This is a genomic window from Thermodesulfobacteriota bacterium, assembly GCA_039028315.1.
GTDB lineage: Bacteria > Desulfobacterota_D > UBA1144 > Nemesobacterales > UBA2774 > CR02bin9.
In genome coordinates, this window is record JBCCIH010000260.1 from 1 (window position 1) to 2,103 (window position 2,103).

The following is a 2,103-nucleotide window of genomic DNA, read 5'->3' on the forward strand; positions in this document are numbered from 1 at the left end:
AGGTTTTGAGGGAAAATAGATGCAGGTTTTTACACGGGTTTTTGTTTTAACAATATTAGTTGGGGCAAGCTTTATTCTATTTGTCAGCGATCTAGCTGCGCAAAATATGCCAGTTGTGCCCATTTCTATTGATCAGGCTATACGAAAGGCCCGTCAGGAGGGGATTATCTGCAGCATCGAGACTATAAACAATCTTGACCCTTCAGAAAGAGAGGCCCGAAGAGAAATATGCGGGTTAAATCTTGAAATCGAACCCGAATCTATCCAGAGTTCCAGTGCCGACACGCCCGAAGGACCTACAGCACAAGAGATAGAGCTTCAAGCTTCGATTGCTGAGCCAAACAGCAGCACCGCCGAGAATAATCAGCAAGAGCAAATATCACTACTCCCGGATCCTGAAGTTCAGTTTGTAGAAGATTACATGCTTAATTTCGGGGACAATGAAAACAGGAACACTATTTTCTATGGTGGTGTGGTGCCGTTTGTTGCAATTCCTGATACTGAGCTTGCCACAGACGACAGCTTTTTTAATGAAGATAGTTTTTCCGTGTTCTTCTATCTAAAAAGAAAGTTTTAGTCTAAGCGAGCGCCCTTCTTCTTATCACCATAAATCCAATAAGCCCTAAGATACCAGCCATGGCGATTAGGCCCCACTCTGAAATTGTCGGAACATTTCTTGGAAGATCGCAGTTTCTTAGAAAATAAACCTGTTCAATCTCCTCTTCCTCATTAACGAAAAATTCATCCTCATATGTAAAGAAAGAAAAATCAACCGGGGCTGATAGTTCATCTATATTAATTCCCAGAGGAGAATTTAGAAGTGATGTGAATAATGGGTTATTCGGATCACTTATATCAGCAACAACAATTGTTGGTCCATTACCTGGACTTTGTTTAAATTCCGGGGCATTGCTTATAAAAGCTGCCCTGTCACCTGGAAAATTAAGAATTGGTGTATCATCCGCAGCATCGGTACTAGTTTTTGTTACTTGTGTAAGTGTTGGAGCTGCCGGGTTTTCAACGTGCGCTATAAATAGCTGTTCTGCACCGCCTGTGCTCATGGTTGTTAAATCTATGTTTGAAACAAGGCTGGCTACATTACCGTTGCCGGATATACCTCTGTCTGTAAAATTAAAAGGAACTACAGACGGAGTTGAATTATTTGTAATTTGGAACGGATTAATAGTAGGCATGGCCGGAGGATTATATGTTATGTCAAACAAATAAAGCTGATCAACCATTAATGGGTTTTGATTTGGTGGCATGAAATTGGCACTAGATGTAATTACATAGGATGTGCCGTCAAAGCTCAAACGAGGAGAGTTAGTTCCAGAACCTACGTCCGTCGGAGTAACTGCTTTAAATGGTGATGCATTGTTGAAATGATCATATACAAAGAAGATCCTATCCATTGCAGGGTTCATATTAGCTATGTTAAGTCCCGATTGGAATCCGATTTTACTACCATCACCTGAGATTATGGCTGTACCTTCATTTTCTTCTTCTTCTGTATTGTTGGTAATTTGTGTGAGTATAGGGTTGCTAGGATCGCTTATATCGCCGTAGTATAATTGAAGGACATTACCACCGTTTTGGCCTGTTAAATTCTGTCCTGATCTTATAGCTATACTGGTGCAATCTTCACTAATTGTAGCTGTTAGAAAGTCTTCCTCTCCCAACATAGGTGAATTTGTTATCTGATAGAAAACAGGGTTTCTTGGATCGGTCACGTCTGCAAAAAATATATCTGGTTGATCAGGTGTATGGCCGTTATTTAATAGATCATCTCTAGATTCAAACAATATTCCGTTTTGGCATGCGTAAGGATCACCCGAGCCAAAAGGTCCATCAGTTATCTGAATAGCCTCACAGGAAAGGTTTTTGACCTGAGCATTTGCAGATTCATGAACAAATAGAGATGCGGAAATTACTACAAAAGATAATAGAATAGAGCTATAGATTGAGTATCTAGTTAAGTTTAGCATTAGTTCCCTCCCAGGATTTGCCACCAAATATTAATGCTATTCTAGCATATATAGAAATCTATTGATACTTGTTTTTAATACGCCGCCCGTCTTCTTATCACCATAAATCCAATTAGTC

The 2,103-nt window shown here is 39.9% G+C and carries 2 protein-coding genes; one reads left to right on the forward strand and one right to left on the reverse strand.

Features of this window, described 5'->3' with window-relative positions; all coding sequences use genetic code 11:
- Nucleotides 1–19: 19 nt before the first annotated feature.
- Nucleotides 20–577 (forward strand): hypothetical protein, encoded by a 558-nt coding sequence (locus tag AAF462_11735; GenBank protein ID MEM7009793.1) that lies wholly within the window; start codon nt 20–22, stop codon nt 575–577.
- A 1-nt stretch (nt 578) separates the two neighbouring features.
- On the opposite strand, the gene AAF462_11740 is transcribed toward AAF462_11735, so the two are convergent.
- Nucleotides 579–1,985, reverse strand: a complete 1,407-nt coding sequence (locus AAF462_11740; GenBank protein ID MEM7009794.1) for an IPTL-CTERM sorting domain-containing protein — start codon at nt 1,983–1,985, stop codon at nt 579–581.
- Between the last annotated feature and the right edge of the window lie 118 nt (nt 1,986–2,103).